This is a genomic window from Pantoea sp. UBA5035, assembly GCF_002415245.1.
In the GTDB taxonomy this organism is placed as follows: Bacteria; Pseudomonadota; Gammaproteobacteria; order Enterobacterales; family Enterobacteriaceae; genus Pantoea; species Pantoea septica.
Genome location: NZ_DICD01000028.1, coordinates 33,462 through 58,528, shown reverse-complemented (window position 1 = coordinate 58,528; position 25,067 = coordinate 33,462). Strand labels below are relative to the sequence as shown.

The 25,067-nt window shown below is 62.3% G+C and carries 24 protein-coding genes; 5 read left to right on the top strand and 19 right to left on the bottom strand.

The features are described 5' to 3' along the window. Positions 1–6: 6 nt before the first annotated feature. The 6 genes from accD to B3229_RS19575 all read right to left on the bottom strand — a co-directional run bounded on the left by accD (position 7) and on the right by B3229_RS19575 (position 5,648). Positions 7–918, bottom strand: a complete 912-nt coding sequence (gene accD, locus B3229_RS19600) for an acetyl-CoA carboxylase, carboxyltransferase subunit beta (protein WP_033750560.1) — start codon at positions 916–918, stop codon at positions 7–9. A 150-nt stretch (positions 919–1,068) separates the two neighbouring features. Next, complete coding sequence (locus tag B3229_RS19595) at positions 1,069–1,731, bottom strand: DedA family protein (RefSeq protein ID WP_033750563.1); 663 nt, start codon at positions 1,729–1,731, stop codon at positions 1,069–1,071. Between the two features lie 27 nt (positions 1,732–1,758). Beyond that, on the bottom strand, positions 1,759–2,562 hold the full coding sequence (gene truA, locus B3229_RS19590; protein ID WP_048780917.1) for a tRNA pseudouridine(38-40) synthase TruA: 804 nt from the start codon (positions 2,560–2,562) through the stop codon (positions 1,759–1,761). After that, positions 2,562–3,572 (bottom strand): aspartate-semialdehyde dehydrogenase, encoded by a 1,011-nt coding sequence (locus B3229_RS19585; RefSeq protein WP_286873645.1) that lies wholly within the window; start codon positions 3,570–3,572, stop codon positions 2,562–2,564. Before B3229_RS19585 ends, truA begins: the two co-directional genes overlap by 1 nt. Positions 3,573–3,676: 104 nt before the next feature. Then, a complete protein-coding gene (gene pdxB, locus B3229_RS19580) occupies positions 3,677–4,810 on the bottom strand; it encodes a 4-phosphoerythronate dehydrogenase PdxB (RefSeq protein ID WP_286874202.1) in 1,134 nt (377 codons plus the stop codon). Positions 4,811–4,868: 58 nt separating this feature from the next. Further along, positions 4,869–5,648: an AraC family transcriptional regulator gene (locus B3229_RS19575; RefSeq protein ID WP_286873642.1), complete on the bottom strand. Its 780-nt coding sequence runs from the start codon at positions 5,646–5,648 to the stop codon at positions 4,869–4,871. 94 nt (positions 5,649–5,742) lie between these two features. On the opposite strand from B3229_RS19575, the gene B3229_RS19570 reads away from it, so the two are divergent. Beyond that, complete coding sequence (locus B3229_RS19570) at positions 5,743–6,639, top strand: DMT family transporter (RefSeq protein WP_286873640.1); 897 nt, start codon at positions 5,743–5,745, stop codon at positions 6,637–6,639. Between the two features lie 100 nt (positions 6,640–6,739). Then, positions 6,740–7,771, top strand: coding sequence for a flagella biosynthesis regulator Flk (gene flk, locus B3229_RS19565; RefSeq protein WP_286873638.1), 1,032 nt, complete (start codon positions 6,740–6,742; stop codon positions 7,769–7,771). A gap of 17 nt (positions 7,772–7,788) precedes the next feature. Here the strand turns inward: flk and B3229_RS19560 are convergent, their stop codons facing one another. Together B3229_RS19560 and fabB are read right to left on the bottom strand one after the other, a co-directional pair. Beyond that, positions 7,789–8,964 (bottom strand): arabinose transporter, encoded by a 1,176-nt coding sequence (locus B3229_RS19560; RefSeq protein WP_286873636.1) that lies wholly within the window; start codon positions 8,962–8,964, stop codon positions 7,789–7,791. Between the two features lie 97 nt (positions 8,965–9,061). Continuing rightward, positions 9,062–10,282 carry a beta-ketoacyl-ACP synthase I gene (gene fabB / locus B3229_RS19555; RefSeq protein WP_033750590.1) on the bottom strand — a complete coding sequence of 407 codons (1,221 nt, stop codon included), beginning with the start codon at positions 10,280–10,282 and terminating at the stop codon, positions 9,062–9,064. Between the two features lie 156 nt (positions 10,283–10,438). Here fabB and mnmC point away from each other — a divergent pair, with 156 nt between their 5' ends. Further along, positions 10,439–12,451, top strand: a complete 2,013-nt coding sequence (mnmC, locus tag B3229_RS19550; protein WP_286873634.1) for a bifunctional tRNA (5-methylaminomethyl-2-thiouridine)(34)-methyltransferase MnmD/FAD-dependent 5-carboxymethylaminomethyl-2-thiouridine(34) oxidoreductase MnmC — start codon at positions 10,439–10,441, stop codon at positions 12,449–12,451. A 29-nt stretch (positions 12,452–12,480) separates the two neighbouring features. Here the strand turns inward: mnmC and B3229_RS19545 are convergent, their stop codons facing one another. Genes B3229_RS19545 through prmB form a run of 6 tightly spaced genes read right to left on the bottom strand, consistent with a single transcriptional unit; the run spans position 12,481 to position 17,071 of the window. Beyond that, entirely contained in the window at positions 12,481–12,762 is a 282-nt protein-coding gene (locus B3229_RS19545; RefSeq protein WP_033750596.1) for a YfcL family protein, read from the bottom strand. A 31-nt stretch (positions 12,763–12,793) separates the two neighbouring features. After that, positions 12,794–13,339, bottom strand: a complete 546-nt coding sequence (locus tag B3229_RS19540; protein ID WP_048780926.1) for an elongation factor P hydroxylase — start codon at positions 13,337–13,339, stop codon at positions 12,794–12,796. A gap of 50 nt (positions 13,340–13,389) precedes the next feature. Beyond that, a complete protein-coding gene (locus tag B3229_RS19535; RefSeq protein ID WP_048780927.1) occupies positions 13,390–14,187 on the bottom strand; it encodes a sulfite exporter TauE/SafE family protein in 798 nt (265 codons plus the stop codon). A 9-nt stretch (positions 14,188–14,196) separates the two neighbouring features. Further along, positions 14,197–15,021 (bottom strand): penicillin-insensitive murein endopeptidase, encoded by an 825-nt coding sequence (gene mepA, locus B3229_RS19530; RefSeq protein WP_048780928.1) that lies wholly within the window; start codon positions 15,019–15,021, stop codon positions 14,197–14,199. A gap of 4 nt (positions 15,022–15,025) precedes the next feature. Continuing rightward, the gene (aroC, locus tag B3229_RS19525; RefSeq protein WP_048780929.1) at positions 15,026–16,111 is read right to left on the bottom strand and encodes a chorismate synthase; all 1,086 of its coding nucleotides are present in this window, start codon (positions 16,109–16,111) and stop codon (positions 15,026–15,028) included. A gap of 27 nt (positions 16,112–16,138) precedes the next feature. Then, positions 16,139–17,071: a 50S ribosomal protein L3 N(5)-glutamine methyltransferase gene (prmB, locus tag B3229_RS19520; protein WP_048780930.1), complete on the bottom strand. Its 933-nt coding sequence runs from the start codon at positions 17,069–17,071 to the stop codon at positions 16,139–16,141. A gap of 160 nt (positions 17,072–17,231) precedes the next feature. Here prmB and smrB point away from each other — a divergent pair, with 160 nt between their 5' ends. Then, positions 17,232–17,780, top strand: a complete 549-nt coding sequence (gene smrB / locus B3229_RS19515; protein WP_048780931.1) for an endonuclease SmrB — start codon at positions 17,232–17,234, stop codon at positions 17,778–17,780. Between the two features lie 33 nt (positions 17,781–17,813). Here the strand turns inward: smrB and sixA are convergent, their stop codons facing one another. From sixA to B3229_RS19495, 4 genes are all read right to left on the bottom strand, one after another. Next, positions 17,814–18,296, bottom strand: a complete 483-nt coding sequence (gene sixA / locus B3229_RS19510; protein ID WP_048780932.1) for a phosphohistidine phosphatase SixA — start codon at positions 18,294–18,296, stop codon at positions 17,814–17,816. A 204-nt stretch (positions 18,297–18,500) separates the two neighbouring features. After that, positions 18,501–20,618: a fatty acid oxidation complex subunit alpha FadJ gene (gene fadJ, locus B3229_RS19505; RefSeq protein WP_286873623.1), complete on the bottom strand. Its 2,118-nt coding sequence runs from the start codon at positions 20,616–20,618 to the stop codon at positions 18,501–18,503. Then, complete coding sequence (gene fadI, locus B3229_RS19500; RefSeq protein WP_286873620.1) at positions 20,618–21,928, bottom strand: acetyl-CoA C-acyltransferase FadI; 1,311 nt, start codon at positions 21,926–21,928, stop codon at positions 20,618–20,620. The genes fadJ and fadI overlap by 1 nt, the downstream gene beginning before the upstream one ends. Before the next feature lie 161 nt (positions 21,929–22,089). After that, entirely contained in the window at positions 22,090–22,386 is a 297-nt protein-coding gene (locus B3229_RS19495; protein ID WP_075203216.1) for a YfcZ/YiiS family protein, read from the bottom strand. A 361-nt stretch (positions 22,387–22,747) separates the two neighbouring features. Between B3229_RS19495 and fadL the strand changes: the two genes are divergently transcribed. Then, a complete protein-coding gene (fadL, locus tag B3229_RS19490; protein WP_286873616.1) occupies positions 22,748–24,031 on the top strand; it encodes a long-chain fatty acid transporter FadL in 1,284 nt (427 codons plus the stop codon). 238 nt (positions 24,032–24,269) lie between these two features. On the opposite strand, the gene mlaA is transcribed toward fadL, so the two are convergent. After that, positions 24,270–25,034, bottom strand: a complete 765-nt coding sequence (gene mlaA, locus B3229_RS19485) for a phospholipid-binding lipoprotein MlaA (RefSeq protein WP_033750623.1) — start codon at positions 25,032–25,034, stop codon at positions 24,270–24,272. Between the last annotated feature and the right edge of the window lie 33 nt (positions 25,035–25,067).

Genomic DNA, 25,067 nt, shown 5'->3' with positions numbered 1-25,067 from the left:
CTCCTGTCAGGCCTCGTTGCTTTCCGGCTCTTCCGCAGGCGCGGTCGGTTCGCCATCGTGCAGCGGCGCGGGAAGATTCATCATCTTCGCCAGCAGGCTCGCCAGTTTATAACGCATTTCCGGGCGGCGAATGATCATGTCGATCGCGCCCTTCTCAATCAGGAACTCGCTGCGCTGGAAGCCCGGCGGCAGTTTTTCGCGTACGGTCTGCTCGATCACGCGCGGACCGGCAAAGCCGATAAGCGCCTTCGGCTCAGCGACGTTAAGGTCGCCCAGCATCGCGAAGCTGGCGGAAACGCCGCCCATGGTCGGGTCGGTCAGCACCGAAATATAGGGCAGACCGCGCTCCTGCATTTTGGCCAGCGCGGCGCTGGTTTTCGCCATCTGCATCAGCGACATCAGCGCTTCCTGCATACGTGCGCCGCCGCTGGCGGAGAAGCAGATCAGCGGACAGTTGTCTTCCAGCGCCTGCTCGACCGCACGCACGAAGCGCGCGCCGACCACCGAGCCCATCGAGCCGCCCATAAAGGCGAACTCGAACGCGGCGGCCACAATCGGCATACCGTGCAGCTGACCTTTCATCACGATCAGCGCGTCTTTCTCTTCTGTCTCTTTCTGCGCGGCGGCAAGGCGATCCTTATACTTCTTGGAGTCGCGGAATTTCAGGATATCCTTCGGCTCCAGCTCGCTGCCCAGCTCGGTCTGCGTGCCCTGATCGAGCAGGCTGTTGAGGCGCTCGCGGGCGTGCATGCGCATGTGATGGTCGCACTTCGGGCAGACCTCAAGATTACGCTCCAGCTCGGCGCGGTACAGAACCTGACCGCAGCTGTCGCACTTGGTCCAGACCCCTTCCGGGATGCTGGCACGGCGTGCAGGCGTAACGTTGCTTTTATTAAGAATGCGTTCAATCCAGCTCATTGAAGACCTTTTTGTTTAAAACTGACCTGGTCCAGTCATCTTATTTGCCGCTGAAAACCGCTTCAGCAGACATGAAATGTCGCTCATTAAACCACAACCCATTCCGACTGTGGATAAAAATCTGGTCTAACCGCGGCGCGACCGAACCCGTTACGGCTGTTTACCCTGTTTCGCCTGGCGGCGGTGACGCCACACTTCAATCACGCCGGGCAGCACCGACACCACAATGATCCCCACGATCAGCAGCTTAAGGTTCTCCTGCACCACCGGCAGGTCGCCGAACAGATAGCCCGCGTAGGAGAACAGCAGCACCCACGCCAGCGCGCCGGCGACGTTAAACAGGGCGAAATGGCGATAGGACATATGCCCCATGCCGGCGACGAAAGGCGCAAAGGTGCGCACAATCGGCACGAAACGCGCCAGGATGATGGTTTTGCCGCCGTGGCGATCGTAAAAGGCATGGGTTTTATCGAGATAGCTGCGGCGGAAGATGCGCGAGTTCGGGTTGCTGAACAGGCGCTCGCCGAACAGACGGCCGATGGTGTAGTTCACCGCGTCGCCCAGCACGGCGGCCACCACCAGCAGCGCCGCCATCAGGTGGACATTGAGGTCGTTGCCCGGCAGCGCCGCCAGCGCGCCCGCTACGAACAGCAGCGAGTCGCCCGGCAGGAAAGGCGTGACCACCAGGCCGGTTTCACAAAACAGGATCAGGAACAGAATGGCGTAAATCCAGATGCCGTACTGCGCAACCAGCTCGGCCAGATGCACATCAATATGCAGAATAAAATCAACCAAAAAATGGACGAACTCCATAACGCCTCTCTGAAATGACCTGCTAAATTAATCCACCAGGAACAACGGCCCCATTGGCGGTTCGGGTAACGCAAAATGCGACGGATAATCCACCGCCACTAAATAGAGTCCTTCCGCTCTGGCCGTCGCCGCCGCCAGGGTGCGATCTTTCGCCGCCAGCAGCGTCGCCATCCACTCCTCCGGCTGATTGCCGCAGCCGATCTCCATCAGGCTGCCGACGATATTGCGCACCATGTGATGCACAAAGGCGTTGGCCTTGATATCGACGATAACGAACGCACCCTGACGCGTGACGTTCAGGTGCATCACGTTGCGCCACGGCGTGCGCGACTGGCACTGCACGGCGCGGAACGAGGTAAAATCGTTTTCGCCCAGCAGACACTGCCCGGCGCGGTGCATCTTCCCGGCATCCAGCGGATGATAAAAATGGGTGACGCCGCGACCCAGGATCGCCGGACGCAGCCGCTGGTTGTAGATCAGGTAGCGGTAGCGCCGCGCCGTCGCGCTGAAGCGCGCGTGGAAGTCGTCCGGCACCGCTTTTACCCAGCGCACCGCGATATCCTCCGGCAGGTTGGCGTTAACGCCCAGCGTCCAGGCGCCGTCGGCGCGCTGCGAAGTGGTTTCGAAGTGCACCACCTGACCGGTGCCGTGCACGCCGGCGTCGGTGCGCCCGGCGCAGAACACGCTTACCGGATGATTCGCCACCTTCGACAGCGCTTTTTCAAGCTTCTCCTGCACGCTGCGCACTTCCTGCTGGCGCTGCCAGCCGTAGTAGCGGCTGCCGTCATACTCGACGCCCAGCGCCAGCTTATAGGTCTGACCTTCCGACATTACCAGAGATACTCCTGCACCAGCTTCTCAGCCGTTTTCACCGCCATCAGCGCGCCGCCGAAGCGAATGTTGTCCGCCACCGACCAGAACTGCAGCAGTTCAGGAATGCCGTAGTCGTTACGCACGCAGCCGATGCTGAGCTGTTCATTGCCGGAGGCGTCGCCGACCTGCGTCGGATAGCTCTCTTCGTCGCTCAGATTGATATCGGCCGCCTGCGCCAGCTCGGCGCGCGCCTCGTCCGCTGACAGCGGACGCAGGCTCTCCAGGTGCACGATCTGCGCGTTGCCGTAAAACACCGGCGCCTGCACGCTGGTGACCGCGATCGGCAGCCCGTCATCCTGCAGCACCTTACGCACCTGCTCGACCAGGCGACGCTCGCTGGCGACGCTGCCCTCCGCGTCGGCCAGCTGCGGCAGCAGGTTAAACGCCAGCTGACGGCCGAAAAAGTGCTCTTCCGCCGGCACGCCGTTAAGCAGTCGCGCGCTCTCGCCCGCCAGGCCGTCGACCGCGCTTTTGCCGTGGCTGGAGACGGAGAGCAGGTTCGTGACCTGCAAACGGCCCAGGCCCGCCGCGTCAACCAGCGGCTTGATGGCGCTGAGCAGCTGACTGGTCAGGCTGTCGGCGACGCTCACCAGGTTGCGGTTGCGGTAGTCCGCCAGCACCTGCGGGTTAACGTCCGGCACCACCAGCGGCACATCCGGCGACAGCGCGAAGCAGTCGCTGCTGTCGATCACCAGACAACCGGCGCTGGCGGCCTCATCGGCATAGCGCGCCGAGGCGTCGCGTCCGGCGACGAAAAAGGCCAGCTGCGCCTGCGACCAGTCGAAATCGGCCGCGTTTTCGACGCGCAGCGAGCGCCCATCAAAACGCAGCGTTTCGCCGGCGCTGTTTTCGCTCGCCAGCAGATACAATTCACCAACCGGGAACTGGCGTTCCGCCAGCAGTTCCAGTACAGCGTTCCCTACTGCGCCTGTCGCGCCAAGTAGCGCAATATTCCAGCCGTCAGACATGTTGGTTTACTCCAGACAATGACATAAAAACAGAAGGCGGTGATATTCACCGCCCAGGTTTCGGAATTATCCCCCGCCGCGTCCGGCGCGGCGAGAAGATTAATTTAGCTGTTGTTGAGACGCGCGCAAAAACCCAGGGCGTTCAACAGGCTGGCGGTTTCTGCGTCGTTGCAGATCACCTCCAGCGATGACCACTCGCGGCGCTCCTGATAGGTTTTGCGCAGGCGGTCGAATTCGCCGGGTTTCGCCGCTACTTTACGCAGCGGTGCGTCGTCGCGGCGCACATCATACACCAGATGCGCCAGACGTTTCAGCGTTGCCTGATCGAGCGGGCCGTTGAGCGTGACGCTGCTGAATTCCGGCGTCGGCAGCAGCTCGCTGAGCGGCACCTGCTGCGGCTGGCCGAGGAAGTCGCACCAGGCTTCGAATACCTGGGTGGTGCCGCGCGCTTTGCCCTCCAGCGTATAGCCAGCAATATGGGCGGTGCCGATATCCACGCGATCCAGCAGCTCGAGCGACAGCGCGGGTTCCGGCTCCCAGACGTCGAGCACTACGCTGAGATCGGCGCGCATCTTCAGCACCTCCAGCAGCGCGGCGTTATCCACCACCGGCCCGCGGCAGGCGTTGATCAGAATGGCGTTGGGCTTCAGCGCCATCAGCAGCGCCGCATCAGCGAGATGCCAGCTTTTATAGGGGCCCTCTTTGAACAGCGGCGTATGGAAGGTCAGGATATCCGCCTCCGCCACCAGCGCGTCGAGCGAGCGGAAGTCGCCTGCGTCGCCGCGATCGGCGCGCGGCGGATCGCACAGCAGGGTTTTCACGCCCCAGGCTTCCAGCCGTTTTTGCAGTCGACCGCCAACATTACCGACGCCAACGATGCCGACGGTACGGTCGCGCAGCGCAAAGCCGTCGCGCTCCGCCAGCAGCAGCAGCGCGGAGAAGACATACTCCACCACCGCGATAGCGTTGCAGCCCGGCGCGGCGGAGAAGGCGATGCCCGCCTGACGCAGCCAGTCTTCATCGATATGGTCGGTGCCCGCCGTAGCGGTGCCGACGAACCTCACCGGCTTGCCCGCCAGCAGCGCTTCATTTACCTGCGTCACCGAGCGCACCATCAGGCCGTCGGCATCCTCCAGCTCCTGCTGCGGCAGCGGACGACCCGGCACCGCCAGCACCTTGCCGGTACGGCTGAACAGTTCACGCGCATAAGGCATATTTTCATCGACAAGAATCTTCACCACGGCTTTCCTGCTGGTTGCGTTATTGAGATGCGTTATTGTGGCACAAACGCGCCTGTTAACCCAGGCGTGCGCGGTAGCGATCCGGCGTGGTGCCCGCCTGCTGCTGGAACATTACGATCAGCGCCGACGCCGAGCTATAGCCGAGATCGTGCGCAATCGCCTGCACGCTTTTGCCCTGCCCCAGCTGCGCGACAGCGTGCAAAAAACGCAGCCGCTGCCGCCATTCGCCGAAAGACATATGCAGTTCCTGACGACAGCGGCGCGCCAGGGTGCGTTCGGTGGTAAAGACCCGCGCCGCCCACTCCGCCAGCGTGGTGTTGTCGCCGGGATGCGCCTCCAGCGCGTGCAGCACCGGCGCGAGAAACTTATCCTGCGACCCTGGCAAATAGCTCTCCTGCACCGGCGCCAGCCGCAGCCGATCGCGCAGCACCTCGCACAGCCGCCACTGCTCCGCGCTCTCTGGCTGTTCGAGGCCGAGGCGCGCGAACTCGTCCATAATCGCATGCACGATGGCGTCGACGTTCAGCAGGCACGCCTGCTGCGGCAGGCCGTCGCACAGCGCGGCGGCGAGATTAAAGGTGCGGAACTGCGCCTGCTGATGGTTGTAGCTGGCGTGCCGCCGTCGCGGCGGGATCCAGATGGGGATACTGGCGGGCGTCAGCAGCCGTTCGCCCTCGACGTTCATCTCCAGCACGTGACGCGTCACGAAGATCACCTGTCCCCATTCGTGGGCGTGCGGCAGATATTCAGTTTTCGCGTTGGTTTGTTCATAGCGCATAAAATAGCGAAGCCGCAGCGCATCTTCGGGCGGCTGGTATTCAATCTGTAAATTCATTCTGTCCGGTCAGCAACGTTTTTTGTCTGCTTTTAACTATCTCCTTGAAAGCGGTCAAAAGTAAACTAGCCGTATACATCCGCAGGAGAAGACCATGAACTTACTTTTTCCGCTGCTGGCGGTGCTGATCTGGTCGGTGAATACCATCGTCAGCAAGCTCTCCGCCGGCAGCATCGATCCCGCCGCTATTTCGTTTTACCGCTGGCTGCTGGCGCTGGTGGTGCTCACGCCCTTCGCGCTGCCGGGCGCGTGGCGGCATCGCCACGCTATCCGCGCCAGCCTGGGACGCCTGCTGATCCTCGGCCTGCTCGGCATGGTGCTCTATCAGAGCCTGGCCTACTACGCGGCGCACAGCGTCTCGGCGGTGATGATGGGCATTCTCGGCGCCACCATTCCGCTGCTGACCATTCTGCTGAGTCTGGTGGTGCTGCGGCTGGCGCCGACGCGCGGCATTCTTATCGGCGGCGTGCTGTCGTTCGCGGGCCTGGTCTGGCTGGTAAGCGAAGGTCATCCTGCCCAACTGCTGCACCAGCGTCTCGGCAGCGGCGAGCTGATGATGCTCGCCGCCTCAACCTCCTACGCGCTCTACGGCGTGCTGACCAAACGCTGGGCGATCCCGCTGCCGACCTGGCAGAGCCTCTACGTGCAGGTCTTTTTCGGCGTACTGCTGCTGCTGCCAGGCTTCCTGCACGCGCCCGACGTCGCGCTAAATGCGCGCAATATTCCGCTGGTGCTGTTCGCCGGGCTGTTCGCATCGATCATCGCGCCCTTTCTGTGGATCCTCGGCGTGCAGCGCCTGGGCGCCAGCACCACCAGCATTTTTATGAATTTCGTTCCGGCCTTTACCGCCGTTATCGCGGTGCTGTTTCTGCATGAGCAACTGCGCGCTTATCACTGGATCGGCGGCGCCATGACGCTGGTGGGCGTGATCCTTGCTCAGCGCCTGAAGACTCCGCTCAGGCGTCCTAAGGCGGAACCGACGCCCGGCTGAATAAACACAGGCCCCCGTGGGATTTCCCGGGGGCTTTTGCTATCATGGCGCATCTTTTTTCCGGCGCACCCCACGCTGTCTTGTTTTCAAGGATTCCGCCATGCAACCTCTTAGCGGCCCCGGTGCGCCGATGGGCGATCGTTCCTCTGTCACGCCGTCAACCGGCGCGGCCCGTCCCGGCGCGACGCCTGGCGATCAGCCACTCTCACCGGCCCAGCGCACCACGCTGGAACGCCTGATCGTGCGCATTATCTCCTTCAGCAACTTAAAAGCGCCTGAACTCTGGGCGGGCGTGCAGCGCGAAGTGGGGGTAAAAAGCGAAGCGGAGCTGCAGTCGCGCCATTTTCCGGCGGCGGAGCAGTATCTCAATAGCCGTCTGACGCAGGCGGAGACCGGACGCGCCACGCGTCAGCTGCTGACCCAGCTCACCGACCTGCTGCCGAAGGGCAATAACCGTCAGGCGGTAAGCGATTTTATTCGTCAGCAGTTCGGCCAGACGGTGCTGAGTTCGCTGTCGCAGGATCAGCTGCGTCAGGTGCTGACCATGCTGCAGAACGGCCAGATGGCGATCCCGCAGCCGCAGCAGTCGCGCACCACCGACCGCACGCTGCTGCCCGCCGAGCACCAGACGCTGAACCAGCAGATCGCCCGGCTGGCCGCCGCTACCGGCGAGCCCACCGGCAAAATCTGGGCTTCGGCGCTGAAGCTGGTCAACCTCACCAGCGGCGATCCCATTCCGTCGCGCCACTTCCCGCTTTTGACGCAATATTTGCAGGTGCGTCAGACGCTGAGCCAGCACAGCGCGCCGACGCTGCAGGTGCTGGAGGCCTCGCTGAAGCAGCCGCTCGATAGCAACGAACGCCAGCAGCTGGAGGATTACAGCCTGCAGCGTTTCCAGGCGACGCCGCAGACGATGCTGACGCCGGCGCAGACCCAGGATCTGCTCAATCATCTTTTTGCGCGCCGCGCCGAAAGGCATCAGGAACAGCCGCTGGCCGACAGCGCGCTGCGCCCGCAGCCCATCTGGGCGCCTTTTATCGCCGTGCTGCCCCAGCCGCTGGCGCAGCGCCCGATGCTGGGCGTCGCCGCGGCGCTGATCGTCATCCTCTTGCTGCTCTGGCTGGTGATCTGAGTGAGCCGCCGCGCGCTTCAGGCGCGGCGGGAAAAACGCCAGGTAATGACGATGCCCAGCAGCGCGCAGCAGGCGCCGGCCACATAGACGGAGCCGTAGCCAAGCGCGGTGGCCAGCAGTCCGGCAATCGGCCCGCTGGCGCCGTAGGCGACATCCTGAAAAGCGGAAAAACCGCCCAGCGCCGTGCCGCGCACCTGCGGCGAAACGCGCTTCACCACCTCCACGCCCAGCGCCGGGAAAATAAGCGAACAGCCGCAACCGGTCAGCGCCGCGCCGATAAGCGCTATCCAGCCTTCAGTGGCGAATGCCAATAGCAGCAGACCCGCTGCCTCCACCAGCAGCGAAATCAGCGCGACGCGGATGCCGCCGTGCCGATCCGGCGTGCCGCCGAACAGCAGACGCACCAGCACAAAGGCGACGCCGAACGCCGTCAGGGTAAAGCCCGCGTTGCCCCACTGCTGCGCGGCGAAGTAGAGCGAGGTGAAGGTGCCGATCACCGCAAAGCCGACGCCCTGAAGCGCCAGCGCGAGGCCCGGCTGGAAAATGGTGCGGATCACGCTGACCAGCGACGGCCGCTCGCCGCCCACCACCGGCACCGGACGGATGGCGCTGTTGAGCGCCAGCGCCACCAGCGGCAGCGCCGTGGCCACCGCGCTCAGCAGCGCAAAGCCGCCGTGCTGATGCAGCAGCAGACCGAGCGGCGCGCCGGCCGCCAGCGCGCCGTAGATCGCCATGCCGTTCCACGACATCACCAGCCCGGATCGCTTCGCGCCCACCAGCCCCAGCCCCCACGTCAGGTTGCCGGTAAGCAGCAGGCTTTCGCCAAAGCCGAGCAGTAGACGCCCCAGCGCCAGCAGCGCGAATTTAATCAGCGTCGGCGCCGGCAGCAGCGCGGCGGCGAGGTAAGCGACGCCCACCAGCATAATCGCCAGCATCCCCTGCTGAGTGGTGCGCTTCGCCCCGTGCCGATCGGCGCGACGACCGGCAAAGCCGCGCGTCAGCAGGGTGGCGAAAAACTGCATGCCCACCGCGACGCCGACCATCACGTTATTCATGCCCAGTTCCTGATGCACATAGAGCGGAATAACCGGCAGCGCCAGCCCGGCGGTTAGATAGGTAATAAAAACGGCCAGCGAGGAGCAGGCCAGCGGCAAGGTAGACGCGGTCTGCGGTTCAGTTGCGGTGGTGGTCATAACGGACGTAGCTCCCTGATGTCAAACGCGTCTGCACCCGGTCCACAAAAAGAAAAAGGGCCGGTCAGACCGGCCCTTTATAAAACATTTTTAGCGATTACGCCTGAAACTTACGCATCGTCAGAGTGGCGTTGGTGCCGCCGAAGCCGAAGCTGTTGGACATCACGGTGGTCAGCGCTTTTTCCGTCGGTTTAGTGACGATGTTCATGCCTTCCGCCGCCGGGTCCGGCGTCTCGATGTTGATGCTCGGCGCGATAAAGCCGTGCTCCAGCATCAGCAGGGTGTAGATCGCTTCCTGCACGCCCGCCGCGCCCAGCGAGTGGCCGGTCATCGCTTTGGTGGCGGAGATAGCCGGGGTGTTGTCGCCGAAAACTTCACGGATAGCGCCCAGCTCTTTCACGTCGCCGACCGGCGTAGAGGTGCCGTGGCTGTTGAGATAGTCGATTGGCGTATCTACGCCGTGCATCGCCATCTTCATGCAGCGCACCGCGCCTTCGCCCGATGGCGCGACCATGTCCGCGCCGTCAGAGGTCGCGCCGTAGCCGACGATCTCAGCGTAGATGTGCGCGCCGCGCGCCAGCGCGTGCTCCAGCTCTTCCACGACCACCATGCCGCCGCCGCCGGCGATAACAAAGCCGTCGCGCTCGCTGTCATAGGTGCGAGACGCTTTTTCCGGCGCGTCGTTATATTTGGTGGAGAGCGCGCCCATGGCGTCGAACTCGCACGCCATTTCCCAGCACAGCTCTTCGCCGCCGCCGGCAAAGACGATGTCCTGTTTGCCCAGCTGTATCTGCTCGACCGCATTGCCGATACAGTGCGCGGAGGTCGCACAGGCGGAGCTGATAGAGTAGTTTACGCCGTGGATTTTAAACGGCGTGGCGAGGCAGGCAGAAACGCCGGACGCCATCGCTTTAGTCACGACGTAGGGGCCAACCGCTTTCAGGCCGCGCGGGCTGCGCATCGCGTCAGCGCCGAACACCTGGAAGCGCGGTGAACCGCCGCCGGAGCCGGCGATCAGACCCACGCGCGGGTTGCTCTGATACTGTTCGTCGGTCAGACCGGAATCTTTGATCGCTTCTTCCATGGAGAGGTAGGCATAGATGGACGCATCACTCATAAAACGCACAATTTTGCGATCGATAAGGCCGGTGGTATCCAGTTTGACGTTACCCCAGACGTGACTACGCATGCCGGAATCCTTCATCTCCTGGGAGAAGGTAATGCCGGAACGGCCTTCACGCAGAGAAGCGAGCACTTCCTGCTGGTTATTACCAATGCTGGAAACAATCCCCAGGCCAGTAATCACTGCACGTTTCATTCAGTTGTCCTCATTCCACTTCTTTTTGGATTGACGTGCACTCTAGCTTACACTTGTACGCCGAACAAGTCCGATCAGCCATTTCCTTTTGTAAATTTGCGTCATGTGACCCTGGTCGCTAAAATCGCGCCACTGCCTGAAAAATGAGCCTTTGCCGTGAAATTATCCCCGGTTGAACATGCCCAGCTAAGCTGGAATGAACAGGGTACACCTGTTTCCCGAGCCTTTGACGACGTCTATTTTTCCAATGACAACGGTCTGGAAGAGACGCGCTACGTGTTTCTCGGCGGCAACGATCTGCCCGATCGCTTCGTGCGTCATCCGCGCGATCTCTTTATCGCGGCGGAGAGCGGCTTCGGCACCGGGCTTAATTTTCTCATGCTGTGGCAGGCGTTCGACGCCTTCCAGCAGGCGCATCCCGACGCCGCGCTGCGGCGGCTGCACTTTATCAGCGTGGAAAAATTTCCCCTGACGCAGGCTGACTTAACGGCGGCGCATCAGCGCTGGCCGGCGCTTCAGCCCTGGGCCGAGCAGCTGCAGCGACAGTGGCCGATCGCCCTGCCCGGCTGCCAGCGACTGCTGTTCGACGGCGGCCGCGTGACGCTCGATCTCTGGCTCGGCGATATTAATACCCTTATAGAAACTTTTGATGACAGCCTGCATCGCCAGGTAGACGCCTGGTTTCTCGACGGTTTCGCGCCGGCGAAAAATCCCGACATGTGGACGCCGCGCCTCTTCAGCGCCATGGCGAAGCTGGCCCGGCCCGGCGGCACCTTCGCCACCTTCACCGCCGCCGGTTTCGTGCGCCGCGGACTACAGGAGGCTGGTTTTGAGGTCAAACGCCGCAAAGGGTTCGGCCCTAAGCGCGAGATGCTGTGCGGCACCCTGACGCACGCGCCGGAGCTGCCTGCCGCGCAGCCCTGGTTCGCACGGCCCGCCGCGCGGGAAAAAGAGACGGCGATTATCGGCGGAGGCGTGGCGAGCGCGGTGCTGGCGCTCGCCCTGCTGCGCCGCGGCTGGCGCGTCACGCTCTACTGCGCCGACGAGGCGGCTGCGCTGGGCGCGTCGGGCAACCGCCAGGGCGCGCTCTATCCGCTGCTGAACCAGCACGATCCGGCGCTGGCGCGCTTTTTTCCTGCCGCCTTTAGCTTTGCGCGCCGGCTCTATGATGCGGCGCCGGTGAGCTATGAGCACTGCTGGAGCGGCGTGCTGCAGCTCGGCTGGGATGAGAAAAGCGCTGACAAAATCGCGCAGATGCTGACGATGGCGCTGCCGGAGGCGATCGCACGCGGCGTCACGCCTGAAGAGGCGGAGGCGCTGGCGCAGGTCGATCTCGGCGTCGGCGGTATTTTCTATCCGCTCGGCGGCTGGCTTTCGCCGGCTGAACTCACCGCCGCCCTGCTGGCGCACGGCGAAACGCAGGGGCTGCGTATCCACTGGCTGCATCGCCTGACGCAGCTCGCCCCGGCGGAACAGGGCTGGACGCTGCGCTTCGCCGACGGCAAAACAGCGACGCATCAAAACGTGACGCTGGCGACCGGCCATGCGCTCAGCGCCCTGCCGCAAAGCGCGCAGCTACCGACCTATCCGGTTTCCGGTCAGGTGAGCCACGTGCCCAGCACGCCCGGCCTTGATGCGCTGCAAACCGTGCTCTGCTACGACGGCTATCTCACGCCGGTCAGCCCGCAGTTCGGCACGCACTGCATCGGTGCCAGCTACCATCGCGGCGATACCTCTACCGCCTGGCGCGAAGAGGATCAGCAGCAGAACCGCGCGCGGCTGATCCACTCGCTGCCGGGTCGCCGCTGGGCGGAAAAAGTAGACGTCAGCGCGGGTGACGCGCGCATCGGCGTGCGCTGCGCCACGCGCGACCATCTGCCGATGGCGGGCGCGCTGCCTGACTATGAGGCGACGCTGACACGCTTTCAGGATCTTGCCGGCCAGCGTGCGCGCGGCGAAGCTATCGCCGAGGCGCCGCATCACGCGGGTTTGTTCGTACTGGGTGCGCTCGGCTCGCGCGGGCTATGCAGCGCGCCGCTCGCCGCTGAAACGCTGGCGGCGCAGATGAGCGGCGAACCGCAGCCGCTGGATAGCGCCACGCTGGCCGCGCTCAGCCCGAACCGCTACTGGGTGAGAAAGCTGCTGAAAGGAAAAAAAGCGGGGAAATAGCATTGGGGCGGCACCGCCGCCCCAATGGGTCAGGCGGTCTGACGCGCCTGCAGGAACAGGTTGTCCCACATGCCCACCACCAGCACCTGGTCGCGCGGCGAGAGCTCGCCGGCGGCAATGGCGTTTTGCAGGCTGTTGGCGACCTGGATTTGCAACGCTTCCGGCGTATGCTCGCCCGACTGTTCGATTTCCGCGACCGCGAGGGTCAGGTGACCGCGCAGATAGCCGCTGGCGAACAGCTCGTCATCGCTGGCGTGATCGACCATATCATCGATCAGGGCCAGAATACGCGCTTCAAATTCTGCGATCATCTCAATTCCTCTTTAATATTGTCTGCACTCATCACAGATCGTCTGGCCAGGGAAACTGTGCTGACGTCAGTGCAGGCGTGCCATAAAAGTCCGCCAGAGCGGCAATAAAACGCGCGGGCCGCGCAGGAATGCCGTTATCCAGATAAGACATGACCTGAGCATGGACCTTGCGCTGAAACGCGACGCGATCCGGCTCACAATCTCCGTCGAGATTGTCACAGCTGACGTTGAACGGGAAGCCCGCTGCAACGCAGAACATCCACTCCAGCGCCTGCGGCTTAATCTCCACGGACTCGAACTGATTTTGCGTCTGAGCGTCGCGGCCATCCGGACAGTACCAGTAGCCGAAATCCACCAGCTTGCGCCGCGCCTCACCGGCGATGCACCAGTGAGAAATCTCGTGCAGCGCGCTGGCGTAAAAGCCGTGGGCGAACACGACGCGGTGCCACGGCGAACTCTCGTCTGCCGGAAGATAGATGGGTTCGTCGTCGCCTTTAATTAGACGGGTCTGAAACTCATCGCGAAAGCAGCTATCGAAAATCGTAATCAGTTGTTCGTAATGGTGCGTCGTGTTCATGGTGTCATCGTAAAAACGGCGTCATTATCGCGGCGCCGAGAATGAATGTATTACAGCGCGGCGATCCACGCCAGCAGCGCGCTGCCGTGAGCGTCCCACAGCAGCTTCGCGCTCATTACCGCAGAAACAATCACCACCATCGGGCGGATCAGTTTCTGTCCGCGGCTCAGCACCAGCCGCGCCCCAAGCCGCGCGCCGCAGAAGGCGCCGAGCAGCATAATAAAGCCGGTTCCCCAGATCACTTTGCCGCCGAACATAAAGAACAGCAGGCTGGCGAAATTCGAGGTGAAATTCAGAATTTTGGCATGCGCGGTGGCTTTGGCGAGGTTAAAACCGCAGAGCGTGACAAAGGCAAGCGCGTAGAAGGATCCGGCGCCCGGGCCGAAGAAGCCGTCGTAAAAGCCGACGCAGCCGCCGCCCACCAGCGCATACGGCAGCCCGTAAAGGCGACGCGCGCGATCTTCTTCGCCGAGGCGCGGCATCAGCAGAAACCACAGGCCGATGGCGATCAGCAGCAGCGGCAGCACCTGGCGCAACGCATCAGCGTTCAGGTGCTGGATCAGAATGGTGCCCAGCACTGCGCCGATAAAGGTCATGGCGATATTGAGCCGCTGTTCACGCAGACTCACCGCGCCGCGGCGGATGAAGTAGAGGCTGGCGGAGAAAGAGCCGCCCACAGACTGCAGCTTATTAGTGGCCAGCGCCTGCGCGGGCGAGAAACCGGCCGCCAGCAGCGCGGGCACGGTAAGCAGCCCGCCGCCGCCAGCGATAGAGTCGATAAACGCCGCCAGCACGGCGACCAGAAACAGCACCCCAACCACTATCGGGCTGACGACGAACCACTCCATGGAGATCCCTTATAAAAGATGTTTATCCAGCAGCGCCTGACACGCCTGCGGCAGCGGCGGCGGCTCACGCTTCACCGGCGCACCGCTGCCCGGTTTCTTCGGCAGGAACCAGCTCTCCAGCTCGGCGCCGCAGCCGTCGCCCGGCGGCGGTGCAGGCTGATCTTCACAGCCGATGCTGTTAGCCGGGCAGCGCAGACGCACATGCATATGCGCGCGATGCGCGAACCACGGACGCACCTTGCGCAGCCAGTCGCGATCTGCGCCTGCGTCAGCGCAAAGCTGCTTTTTAATCGCTGGATTGACGAAGATACGCGTGACATCGTTGTCTTTCGCCGCCAGTTTAATCAGGCTGTCGATCTCCGGCCGCCAGTGACGCGCCACCACGCTTTTGTCATCCGCCGTTACCAGATCGAGCGGCTGCGGCTTCAGCAGCTGCTGCGCGCTCCAGCGAGTTTTCGGCAGCTGCAGCCAGATATCGACGTCGAGTCCGGTCTGATGGCTGGCGTGCCCGCTGCTGAAGCGCCCGCCCGCCGCCATGCCCATATCGCCAATCAGCACGTTGCCCAGCTGCAGGTTATGCACCTGGGTGCTGAGACGCTGAATAAACAGGATGAGATCGGGATGGCCGAAATAGCGCCGCTGATCCTGGCGCATCACCTGATAGTCGGGCGCGTTGAGCGGCAGCGCCTGCGCGCCGACGATGCAACCGTTGGCGAAGGAGCCGATAGACTGCGCGCTGCCCGGAATCGGCTGCTGAATACGCTGCCACGGCGTCGCGGCCAGCCCTGAGGCGCTGAAGAGCAGCGCCGACACGAGAATAAGCAGTGATTTCATGGCATCACCAGCGCGGCACGGTGCTGTTGACGTCTGCGTTCTGCGCGCGCTGGCGCAGCAGATGATCCATCAACACGATCGCCATCATCGCTTCGGCGATCGGCACAGCGCGAATGCCCACGCAGGGATCGTGCCGCCCTTTGGTGATCATCTCCACCTCTTCGCCGCTGCGGGTGATGGTGTTGCCCGGCACGGTGATGCTGGAGGTCGGCTTCATCGCCAGGTTGGCGCTGATGGTCTGGCCGCTGCTGATGCCGCCAAGGATGCCGCCGGCATGGTTGCTCTGGAAGCCGCTGGCGCGGATCTCGTCGCGATGCTGACTGCCGCGCTGGTTCACCACCGCAAAGCCGTCGCCGATTTCAACGCCTTTCACCGCGTTGATGCTCATCAGCGCATGCGCCAGATCGGCGTCAAGACGATCGAAAACCGGTTCGCCGAGGCCCGGCGGCACGTTTTCCGCCACGACCGTGACTTTGGCGCCGATGGAGTCGCCCTCTTTTTTCAGGGCGCGCATCAGCTCGTCCAGCGCCTCCAGCTTGCTGGCGTCCGGACAGAAGAAAGGGTTCTCTTCAACAATGCTCCAGTCCTTCAGCTCGCACGCCACGTCGCCGATCTGCGCCAGATAGCCGCGCACCACGACGCCGTGCTTCATCTGCAGGTATTTTTTGGCAATCGCGCCCGCGGCGACGCGCATCGCGGTTTCACGCGCCGACGAGCGGCCGCCGCCGCGGTAATCACGCAGGCCATACTTCTGCTCATAGGTGTAATCGGCGTGGCCGGGACGGAAGAGATCTTTAATCGCGCCATAATCCTGCGAACGCTGGTCGGTATTTTCAATCAGCAGGCCGATCGAGGTGCCGGTGGTGACCCCCTCGAAAACGCCGGACAAAATTTTCACCTGATCCGGCTCGCGACGCTGGGTGGTATAGCGCGAGGTGCCGGGACGGCGGCGGTCGAGATCGTGCTGGATATCCGCTTCGGTCAGCGGAATGCCCGGCGGCACGCCGTCAACGATGCAGCCCAGCGCGATGCCGTGCGACTCGCCAAAAGTGGTTACGCGAAAGAATTGTCCGATGCTGTTTCCGGCCATGGTGATTCCTTGTTACGAAGCGTTCGCTCAGTCTTTATAAATAGAGAAGTGATGTTGTGCGTCGACGATCTGCTGGCGCGTCAGCATAAAGACGCCGTCGCCGCCGTTGTCGAACTCCAGCCAGGTAAAGGGCACGTCGGGATATTGATCGATCATATGCACCATACTGTTGCCGACTTCGCAGATCAGCACGCCGTCGTCGCTCAGGTAATTTGGCGCGCAGGCGAGAATACGGCGTACCAGCTTCAGGCCATCGCTGCCCGCTGCCAGGCCGAGCTCCGGCTCGTGGCGATATTCGTTCGGCAGATCGTCCATATCTTCCGCGTCCACGTAGGGCGGATTGGAAACGATCAGATCATATTTCACCGGCGGCAGTTCGCGGAAGAGATCGGCGCGGATCGGCGTCACATGATGGATCAAACCGTGATCCTCGATATTCTGCTCGGCGACCGCCAGCGCGTCCCAGGAGATATCCACCGCGTCCACTTCCGCTTCGGGGAAGGCGTAGGCGCAGGCGATAGCAATGCAGCCGCTGCCGGTGCACATGTCGAGGATATGACGCGGCGCCTCGGCCACCAGCCCGGCGAAGCGGTTTTCAATCAGCTCGCCGATCGGCGAGCGCGGCACCAGCACGCGTTCGTCGACATAGAACTCGTGGCCGCAGAACCAGGCTTTGTTAGTGAGGTAGGCAACCGGGATACGCTCGTTGACGCGGCGGATGACGCGCTCAACGATGCGGTGACGCTCGCTGGCGGTGAGGCGCGCGCTGCGCATATCTTCCGGAATATCCAGCGGCAGCCAGAGCGTGGGCAGGACCAGTTGCACCGCTTCGTCCCAGGGATTGTCGGTGCCGTGACCGTACCAGATCCCGGCGGCGGAAAAACGGCTGACCGCCCAGCGCAACATATCCTGAATGGTGTGCAGTTCGTTGACTGCCTCATCGACGAAAATTTTGTCCACGTAGCCCTCCGCAGGCCCAATTGCTAAATCGGCCGATAGTGTGCCATGAAGCCGGGGAGAATTCAGCGCAGCAAGGTGAAAAAGCTGACAATTAGCGGATCGGGCGGTAAGGTAACGCCATTCGCTGTTTTCCAGCCTTATCAGACAAGATTCGCCTGCAATGAGCAAAAAAACATCTCTTAACGACGACGACAAAGCGTTGTTTCGCCAGCTAATGAGCGGCACGCGCAAAATAAAGCAGGATACCGTGGTGCATAAGCCGGTGGTGAAAAGCCGCGAGCTGCCGCTGAAGCGGTTGATTTCCGAACAGGTGGACAACAGCCACTACTTTTCCGACGAGTTTCAGCCGCTGCTGGCGACCGAAGGCGCGACGCGCTACGTGCGCGCCGACGTCAGCCACTACGAGCTGAAAAAGCTGCGGCGCGGCGACTATACGCCGGAGATTTTCCTCGACCTGCACGGCTTAACGCAGCAGCAGGCTAAACAGGAGCTGGGCGCGCTGATTGCCGCCTGTCGTCGCGAACATCTGTTCTGCGCCAGCGTCATGACCGGCCACGGCAAGCATATCCTCAAGCAGCAGACGCCGCTCTGGCTGGCCCAGCATCCGTACGTGATGGCGTTCCATCAGGCACCGAAAATGTTCGGCGGCGACGCGGCGCTGCTGGTGTTGATCGAGGTCGAGGAGTGGCAACCGCCCGAGCTGCCTTGAGAAGGGATGGGCCGTCTGCACGGCCCGCGGGCGTTATATGGCTTTCGCCAGTTTAGAGGGGCTGACCTGCCACAACAGCTTGCCTTCGCAGCTGGCGGGATCGAAATCGACGCAGGCGATGGCGGAGGTGGCGAACATCGGCGGCGCTTCCTGCGGGCAGAGTTCTGAAACCAGATAGCCGACCAGCGGCAGATGCGAAATCACGATCGCCGACTTCACGCCCTGATTTCCCAGCGCCTGCAGATAGCAGGCCACCAGCCCGGGATCGCCACCAGGCGTCAGCTCCGGCAAAATCTCCTGCCCTTCCGGCAGATTTAACGCTTCGCGTACCGTCGCCAGCGTCTGCTGGGCACGAAGGTAGGGACTGACCAGCACACGTTCTACATCCACCGTCTGGCTGTTCAGCCAGCTCGCCATCTGGCGTGATTCATCACAGCCGCAATGGGTGAGAGGTCGGACCGAATCACTGGCGGCTTCAAGAGCAGCATCGCCGTGACGCATGATAAAAACTTGCATAAAGCACCGCTGTTGTTTGTCGATATCGCCCGACGCGGAGGCGCCTGACTCTTCATTCTGCGAATGAACGCTGTGTTGTACCCCAATGACTTGAGTATAGTCAACCGGTTGTTTATTAAATAAGCGCTTCTCAGAATCGTGCCGCGCCGCCTGCTCTGACGGCGCTTTTCTAACCCGCTGAATCGGTGCGGATATTCCATTTGGTCAGGAAATGTAAAATTTCCTCTCATGCTGTTCCGCCTCCAGCAGCGCCTCACACGGGGCAAAGCGGTCGCCATACTGGCGCATTAAGGCGCGTAATGTTTGCGCGATATCCGCTGCGCCGCGCTGATCCATATAGCGGAACGGCCCGCCGAGAAACGGCGGAAAGCCGATGCCGAATACCGCGCCGACGTCGCCGTCGCGCGCGCTGCGGATGACGCCTTCGTCGAGACAGCGCGCCGCCTCGTTCAGCATCATCATCATGCAGCGCTCGGCGATTTGCGCTTCGCTCAGCTTCACTGCGGGCTGCACGCCGAGCAGCGGGTAGATTGCCGGATCCGGCTTTTTGCCGCCGCGTCGACCGCCGCCATAAAGGTAGAAGCCTTTGCCGTTTTTACGCCCTTTGCGATCGTCCTTCAGCACCGCCTCAAAAGCGGCTGGCGCGGCGAAGCGCTCGCCGTAAGCCTGCTGCAGCACTGGCGTGATCTTGCTGCCGACGTCGATGCCCACCTCGTCCAGCAGCTGAATCGGGCCGACGGGAAAGCCCGCCCGGACCAGCGCGCGATCGATATGCTCCACCGGTTCACCCTCCAGCAGGCAGCGCATTGCTTCATTTATATAGGGCGCGAGAATGCGATTCACATAGAACCCGGCGCGGTCCGCCACGACGATGGGCGTTTTGCCCTGCTTTTTCGCCAGCGCGACGGTGGTGGCCAGCGTCTGCTGCGAAGTGGTGGCGTGCGGGATGACCTCCACCAGCGGCATCTTTTCCACCGGACTGAAGTAGTGCAGGCCGATAACGTTTTCCGGCCGCTGCGCCTGCGCGGCGATATCTGCGATCGGCAGCGATGAGGTATTTGAGGCGAAGATGGCGTGCGGCGCGCAGTGGGCTTCGACCTCAGCGACCATCTGCTGTTTGAGCGGCAGATCTTCGAACACCGCCTCAATCACCAGATCGCGCTGGGCGAAGCCCTGATAATCGGTGCCGCCGGTAATACGCGCCATCTGCTGCTGGCGCTGCGCCGCGCTGATATGACGCCGTCTGACTTTGGCGCTCAGGCCGTCCCAGCTCGCTTTCAGCGCATGGTTAACGCCCTGCAGGTGAATATCCTTGATGCGGACCGGCAGCCCGGCGTTGATCGCCGTGACGCTGGCGATGCCGCCGCCCATCAGCCCGCCGCCCAGTATGCCAACCTGCCGCAGCGTGCGCGGCTCGGCTTCGGCGCCGGTCTCTTTTTTCAGCGCCGTGCTGGCGAAGAACAGGCTACGCAGCGCGGCGGATTGCGGCGTCATCGCCAGTTCGCCGAAGGCGCGCGCCTCTGCCCGATGTCCCGCCTCGCTGCCCTGCTCGATGCCGGTGCGCACCACGTCGATAATGCGCTGCGCGGCCGGGTAATTGCCGTGCGTTTTGCGCGCGGTTTCGCGCTGCGCCAGCGCAAAGAGCGTGTGGCGCGCCAGCGGCGCCTGCATTACGCGATCGCGCAGCGGCAGCGCGCGCGCGGCATGCCTGCCCTTCAGCACGCGCGCCACCGCGGTTTCCAGCAGGATCGCCTGCGGCACCGCGTCATCCACCAGCCCCATCCTGCGCGCCTGCTTCGCCCGCAGGGTTTTGCCGGTGAGTATCAGCGGCAGCGCCTGCCGCAGCCCGATAAGTCGCGGCAGGCGCTGGGTGCCGCCCGACCCCGGCAGCAGTCCCAGCTGGACCTCCGGCAGACCGAGTCGGGTTTTATCGTCCAGAGTACAGATGCGCGCATCGCAGGCGAGCGCCAGCTCTAGCCCACCGCCCAGGCAGGCGCCGTGGATCGCCGCCACAACCGGAAACGGCAGCGCCGCGAGCGCCGCCATCGCTTCCTGGCCTTGTCGCGCCAGCGACTCCGCCTGCTCGGCGCTGCGGCAGTCGGCGATCATGCTGATATCGGCGCCGGCGATAAAATTGTCAGGCTTGCCGGAGATAAGCACCAGGCCGGCCAGCTGCGTATCGCGCCGCGCCTCGTCAATGACCGTCGTCAGCTGCTGCGCAAAGGCGGCCCGCAGGGTATTCATCTTTTCGCCCGGCACGTCGATGACGATGACGCCGACGTGATCCGGCCGCATCTGTAAAGAGAAAGCGTTCTGCTCCATTATTCCGCCTCCAGAACCATGGCCGCGCCTAAGCCGCCTGCCGCGCAGGCGGTGACCAGCGCCAGCCCGCCGCCGCGACGCCGCAGCTCATGCAGCGTTTGGGTAATCATGCGCGCGCCGGTGGCGGCGAAAGGGTGGCCGTAGGCGATAGAGCCGCCGAGCACGTTAAAGCGCGCTTCGTCGACCTCGCCCAGCGCCTGCGGACGGTTAAGTTTTTCCCGCGCGAAGCGTTCGTCGTTGAAGCACTGCAGGTTGCAAAGCGTCTGGGCGGCAAAGGCTTCGTGCATATCGATCAGCGTCAGATCGCTCAGCGCGACGCCAGCGCGATCCAGCGCCAGCGGCGAGGCGTAGGCGGGACCAAGCAGCATGTCCTGCTGAACGTCGATGGCGGTAAAGGCGTAGCTGCGCAGATAGCCCAGCGGCGGAATGCCCAGCTCGCGCGCGCGCCCTTCGCTCATCAACACCACCGCCGCCGCGCCGTCGGTAAGGGGCGTGCTGTTGGCCGCCGTGACGCTGCCGTGCTGGCGGTCAAACGCCGGCCGCAGTCGCGCATAGTCTTCGATTTTCGCCGTCATGCGCACGTTGTTGTCCTGCTCGATGGGCGCTTTCCACGGCGGCGCGAAGGAGGGCATCACCTCCTGCTGCAGCACGCCGGATTGCCAGGCGCTGGCGGCGCGCTGGTGCGACCGCAGCGCCAGCGCATCCTGCGCCGCGCGGCTAATGCCGTGCGTTTTCGCCATCTGCTCCGCCGTATCGCCCATGCGCAGGCCGGTAGAGTACTCGGCGACGGCGGGCGGCACCGGCAGCAGATCGCGCGGCCGCAGGCGACGCAGAATCTGCGCTTTCTGTCCCAGGCTGCGCGCCTTGCTGAGATCGAGCAAGGCGCGCGCCAGGGTTTTGCTGACGCCGATCGGCAGCACCGATGAGGAGTCCGCGCCGCCCGCGATACCCGCGCGGATGGTGCCCGCCATCAGGCTTTCCGCCACGTTGGCGACCGCCTGAAAGCTGGTGGCGCAGGCGCGGCTGACGCTGTAGGCGTCGGTATGCACGCTCAGCCCGCTGCTGAGCACGATTTCCCGCGCGATGTTGGGCGCTTCCGGCATCTGGATCACCTGGCCGAACACCAGCTGCTCTATCGCCTCGACCGGCAGTTCGCTGCGCGCCATCAGTTCGCTTACCACCATCCGGCCCAGCTCCACGGCTGGAATGCCATGAAAACCTGTCGCCTGACGCAGGAACGGCGTGCGAAGTCCGTGAGTAATGGCGATGCGATCGCCCGCACGCGTCAGCAACGGCTGCGCTTTGCTCATCTGTTTCACCTGTGAATGTTGACCGGGCGTCATTGCCCTGAGAGGTCTGACCTGATCCACAGTGTTAACGACAAGCGGGCGCGCCGCCAATCAGGAAAGAAAAAAAGTGCGAGGGGAAACACGAAAATGAAAAACGCCGTTAAGCAACGGCGTTCAGAGGCTTAGCGCAGGCCCAGCTGAAAAATCAGGGTTTCAGCCTGGCAGGCGAAGGTGAAATCGATATCCAGCTGCACGCCGTTGTCGCGCTCATCGAAGCGGGCGTCGATCTGGCAAGGGTCCGACTCAATCTGCCGCGCTTTTTCCGTCAGGCTCGCCAGTTTCGCTTCCGCCTCGCTGCGCTGCGCGAACCACTCTGACCAGCTGGCGGTGCAGTCACTGTTATCCATCACGGTGCCGACATCCACGCAACAGCAGGCAGCGGTTTCATTGGCGCTGCATTTATTCATGGTATTGGTCATTGTGCTCTCCTGGGGATAAATCTGTTAGCGATCTGGATTAACGCCCGAAATTTTACGCCTCCGGTTTAAAATGCGCTATGTCAGACTCGCTAAGTGACGAATATCACAATAAAATTTGATCCAAAACAAATTAGAGTCGCTATGCTGCTCTCTGCTCCGCTCTTTTTGTTAAGCGGATCGAAATTTTGCAGATCAATTCAGAAATATTTTAAAAACAATATTGCAACATCTACACAGGTCAGACCTATACTTGCCGCACTGGTCTGATTTGTCAGCTTCTGGTCAGTCCCTACAATCCGCCGACCCTTGTTACGCGATGTAACAATTACAGTTTAATAATAATTCACATGAGGTTGTGGTCATGAGCCATAAAAACCTGTTCGCAAAGTCAGCCGTGGCGGCTGCAGTGGCGCTTGTCTCTTCACACGTATACGCAGCGGGCTTTCAGCTTAACGAATTCTCCTCTGCCGGTCTGGGCCGCGCCTATTCCGGCGAAGGCGCGATGGGCGATACCGCCGCCTCAGCCAGCCGCAACCCGGCGACCATGGCGCTGATGGATCGTCCGATGTTTTCTGTCGGCGCGGTCTTTATCGATCCCGATGTCGATATTACCGGCAACAGCCCGACCGGCCGCAGCCTCAATGCCAGCAATATCGCGCCGACGCAGTGGGTGCCTAATATTCACTATGTGCAGCCGATTAACGATCAGTGGTGGATTGGCGCGTCCGCAACCTCAAACTATGGTCTGGCGACGGAATTCAACGATAGCTACACCGCTGGCGGCTACGGCGGCAAGACCGATCTGATGACCGGCAACCTTAATCTCAGCACCGCCTATCGTCTTAACGAGCACTTCAGCTTCGGCGTCGGCTTCGACGCGGTTTACGCGCGTGCAAAGATTGAACGCTACGCGGGCGAAGCAGGCGCGGCGCTCGGCATTCCCGCCGATACTCAGGTGGCCCATCTGAAGGGCGACGAGTGGGGCTACGGCTGGAACGCGGGCATCCTGTATGAGGTGGATAAAAATAACCGCTTTGGCCTGAGCTATCGCTCGGAAGTGAAAGTCGATTTCGACGGCGACTACAAGAGCAGCCTGCCCTCCTCGATTAACCGCATCAATCAGGCGGCCAATTTAGGTCTTCCTTACGCTACCGGCGGCTCGACTATTCCGGGCGCGCTGACGCTAAACCTGCCGGAGATGTGGGAAGTGTCCGGCTGGCATAAAGTGGCGCCGCAGTGGGCAGTGCACTATAGCCTGGCCTACACCAGCTGGAGCCAGTTCCAGGAGCTGAAAGCCACCGGTTCCAGCGGTCAGACGCTGTTCTATAAAGATGAGAGTTTCAAGGACGCTTACCGCATCGCGCTGGGCACCACTTACTATTACGATCAGAACTGGACTTTCCGTACCGGCATCGCCTTTGATGACAGTCCGGTTCCGGCGGACAAGCGTTCTATCTCCATTCCCGATCAGGATCGTCTCTGGCTGAGCGCCGGCGCTTCGTATGCCTTTAACGACGACGCTTCGGTCGATGTGGGCGTCTCTTATATGCACGGCCAGCACGTCACGGTGGAAGAAGGCCCCTATACCTTTAACTCGGTGGGCAAAGCCTGGCTATACGGCGCGAACTTTAACTACAAGTTCTGATGATATTAGCTGGAAAAATGGCGACCTTTGGGTCGCCATTTTTATTGAGGAAAGGAGCCGACGCAAGTGGCCTGGGCCGATCGCAAAGACGCAAAGACGGCATCCCTGCCAGCTCGGCCCGCGCCGTCCATGGCGCGGGACGCTTTGCTCCTCTGCCCAGGCCACTCGCGTTTCACGTTCGGTGCACGCATTAAAAAAAATGGCGACCTCTGGGTCGCCATTGCTATTTTTACCGCCGTTACTGCGCGTCGATATCTTTCAAATCGTCCTGAATCGCGCTGGCGTTCGGGTTCTCTTCGGGCTTCAGGCGGCCGCCGTTCGCCAGGAAATCGTGACGCTGGAAATAAGCGTTGCGAATAAAGGCGTAGGGATCCGACTGCTGCTTCAGCAGCGCATCCGAGTCTAGCAGCTGCGCGCGCGTCTCTACTCCTTCCAGCGTCCACTTCGCGATAGACATCGGCCAGGTCAGCCAGCCCAGCACCGGATAGAGCGTATCGACGTAGTCGCCGCCATCTTCGCGGATGGTGAAACTGCCGTAGGCCGGCAGCTCTACGTAGGGACCGTAGCCGACGCCGTAGTGGCCGAGCGTACTGCCGAAACGGTGCGGCACTTCACGCGCCAGCTCCGGGTTCGCCTTGCCCGCCACATCGATAAAACCGCCTAGGCCCAGAATCGAGTTCAGGAAAAAACGGGTAAAGTGAATCCCCGCCTGGCGAGGCTCGCCGACCAGAATCGAGTTTACCATGCTGGCCGGCTCTTCCAGGTTGCCGAGGAAATTGCTTAAGCCCGTACGCGCCGGCACCGGCACGTAGTCGCGCCACGCCACCGCGACAGGACGCAGCACGTAAGGATCCAGCACGTTGTAGTTAAAGTTGAACATCGTGCGGTTAAAGCCTTCAAGCGGATCGCTGCGCTGCGCAGGCGCCTCGCTGTCCGGCTTTGAGCTGGCGCATCCAGCCAGAATGACGCTGGCCAAAACCAGGCTGGTCAGGCGGTAAGCCATTGTTATCTCCCTGTGCGGTTTAATGAAGTATCG